The sequence below is a fragment of the Neisseria sp. P0022.S010 genome, assembly GCF_051956635.1.
Window position 1 is genome coordinate 1 of sequence record NZ_JBQCXF010000408.1, and the last position, 2,711, is coordinate 2,711.

Annotated in this window: 3 protein-coding genes; all 3 read right to left on the bottom strand. The window is 55.5% G+C overall.

What is annotated here, in order from left to right; translation table 11 throughout:
* Positions 1–1,148 (bottom strand): 16S rRNA (cytosine(967)-C(5))-methyltransferase RsmB (rsmB, locus tag ACTHUT_RS17420; protein WP_440419206.1); only part of this gene is annotated, 1,148 nt, incomplete at its 3' end.
* A 47-nt stretch (positions 1,149–1,195) separates the two neighbouring features.
* Complete coding sequence (locus tag ACTHUT_RS17425) at positions 1,196–1,714, bottom strand: O-acetyl-ADP-ribose deacetylase (RefSeq protein ID WP_440386603.1); 519 nt, start codon at positions 1,712–1,714, stop codon at positions 1,196–1,198.
* A 33-nt stretch (positions 1,715–1,747) separates the two neighbouring features.
* Complete coding sequence (gene fmt / locus ACTHUT_RS17430) at positions 1,748–2,674, bottom strand: methionyl-tRNA formyltransferase (protein ID WP_440386604.1); 927 nt, start codon at positions 2,672–2,674, stop codon at positions 1,748–1,750.
* Between the last annotated feature and the right edge of the window lie 37 nt (positions 2,675–2,711).

The following is a 2,711-nucleotide window of genomic DNA, read 5'->3' on the forward strand; positions in this document are numbered from 1 at the left end:
TGACCGTCGTTTTCTTCGACAAAGACCGAGCAGGTAGCCAGCAACATCCTGCCGTTTTTCGTCAGGGTCTGCCACAGCGCGTCTAATAATGCTTCCTGTTGGCGTGCGGTTTTGACGGCATCGGTCGGTCGGCGCAGCCATTTGACGTCGGGATTGCGCCGCGCCACGCCCGAAGCAGTACACGGCACATCGGCCAAAACAGCGTCAAAGGCCTTACCATCATACCATGCCGCCAAGTCCTGCGCATCGGCACAAGCCAAAGAGGCCGTCTGAAAGCCTAAACGGTCAAGATTGCTCTTCACCCTGTTCAGACGGCCTTCGTCTATATCCAAAGCGGTAACATGACAATCTGCCAATTCCAAGATATGGCCTGTCTTACCGCCCGGCGCCGCACAGGCATCGAGGATGCGTTCTCCGTCTTTCGGGTTCAACAAATAGGCAGCACGCTGCGCACCAAAATCCTGCACAGACACCAGGCCGTCTGAAAAACCGGGCAGGCGGCTTACCGGCACGGCTTCTTCCAACATCACGGCGTATTCGTCCAACGCCCTGGCCGCAATACCTTCCACAGCCAGTTTTTCCAAATAGCTTTCGGCATTGCCGTGTCGGCGGTTGACGCGCAAAGTCATCGGCGGATGCGATTGCAGCGCAGTGGTGATGTTGTGCCAATGTTTCGGATAATGGTTTTTCAAGTAAGCCACCCACCACAGCGGCAAATTGTGTTTCGCCACATCGTCTTTTTTACAAGAAGCCGCGAGCTTGTCGCGTTCACGCAAAAAGCGGCGCAAAATTGCATTGGCAAACGAGCGGAACTGGCCGCGGCCGATTTTGGCAATGCTTTCCACCGCCTCATTGACCACGGCATGAGGCGCGTTGCGCGTGTAATGCAGTTGGTACATCGCCGCCAAAAGCAGGCTTTCAAGCTGCGGATTGTCAATCGGCTTCTTCAGCATTTGCCCAAGCATATGTTTCAAACTGCCCAAATAACGTTGGCAGCCATAGGCAATATCCTGCAAGGCGCCGTTTTCCTGCGCCGTCAGCTGCGGATGCGCCGCGCGGATTTCCGCCAAAACATCCTGAAGATTGCGCCCTTCGGCAACCGCGGCAACGCTGTCGGCGGCCAGTTTTTGGGCGAGGGACATACTCATATTTTTGCTTTCTGATTCATAATTTGATTTCAAGTGTTCGGCGGATTTCAGACGGCCTGTTCGGCAGCCAGCAATGCCCGATAATATTCGGCATCTGTTTTGGAAAAACAGCAAAAGATGATTTTTTCCACTGCCGGACATTGCGGCAGGGTTTGCTTCAAACTCTCCAAAGCGATACGCGCGGCGGCTTCGACCGGGAAGCGGTACACACCGGTGCTGATGCACGGAAAGGCGATGCTGTGAAGATCGTGTTTCTGGGCAAGCAGCAAGGAATTGGCATAAGATTGTGCCAATTTAGCCTCTTCATTTTGTTTTCCGCCAAACCATACCGGCCCGACCGTGTGGATGACAAAACGCGCAGGCAAACGGTAGCCTTTGGTTATTTTGGCTTCGCCTGTGCGGCAACCGCCCAAAGTGCGGCACTCGTCCAGCAGCTCTTTGCCCGCGGCACGGTGTATCGCACCGTCCACGCCGCCACCGCCCAACAGCGATGAATTGGCCGCATTGACAATCGCATCGACTGCCAATCGGGTAATATCGCCCTCGACCACTTCAAAAACAGCCATTGTTTTCTTTCCTCTACGTTGGTTTCCAGCCTGTTACAAAACCGTCCCGATTTCAATCGTCCGGCCTGCCGCAAATGCCTGTATGCTCATGCGTTTGCTGCCGGAAGGCTGCAATTCGGTGATGTTCAGCGCGTTTTCACCGCACGCCACCAGCAGGCCGTCTGAAGTGCAGGACAATACTTCGCCTGCCTTACCCTGTTTGGCCACCACTTCGGCACACCAGATTTTCATCGGCTTGCCTTGATATTCCACCCACGCAGCGGGAACGGGGTTGAAGGCGCGGATTTTGCGTTCAATCACAGCCGCGCTTTCATTCCAATCGATACGCACCTCTTCTTTGCTTAATTTTTGAGCATAGGTAACGCCTTCTTCAGGCTGTTTGACCGCATTCAGACGGCCTTCCGCCTGCAGACGCTGCAAGTCGGCAACAATCGCTTCCGCGCCCAAACTCATCAACGCGTCATGCACTTCGTTGGCGGTATCCGTAGGCTGGATGGCGTAGCGGTGTTCGCTAACCACATCGCCGGTATCCAAGCCGATGTCCATCTGCATGATGCACACGCCGGTTTCGGCGTCGCCGGCTTCAATCGCACGTTGAATCGGTGCCGCGCCGCGCCAACGGGGCAACAGCGAGGCGTGAATATTGAGGCAGCCGTGTTTGGGCGTATCCAACACTTCCTGCGGCAAAATCAAACCATACGCGGCCACCACCATCACATCCGCGCCCGTATCTTTGAGCATTTGCAGGGCTTCGGCGTTATTGCGCAACTTTTCCGGCTGCGCCACGGTCAAACCCAATTCCAAGGCTGCCTGTTTGACCGGCGATGCGGTCAACTGCATGCCGCGGCCTTTTGGGCGGTCGGGCTGGGTCAACACCAGCGGAATTTCAAAACCTGCGGCGGCGATGGCTTTCAAGGCGGCGGCGGCAAAATCGGGCGTACCGGCAAAGATGACTTTCATGTTGTGTCCTTGTGGAAATGGTTTGAATGGGCGCGTT

Excerpts from the sequence above, each read along its gene's own strand:
- ACTHUT_RS17425 (WP_440386603.1), bottom strand. The coding sequence starts at position 1,714 with ATGGCTGTTTTTGAAGTGGTCGAGGGCGATATTACCCGATTGGCAGTC.
- fmt (WP_440386604.1), bottom strand. The coding sequence starts at position 2,674 with ATGAAAGTCATCTTTGCCGGTACGCCCGATTTTGCCGCCGCCGCCTTG.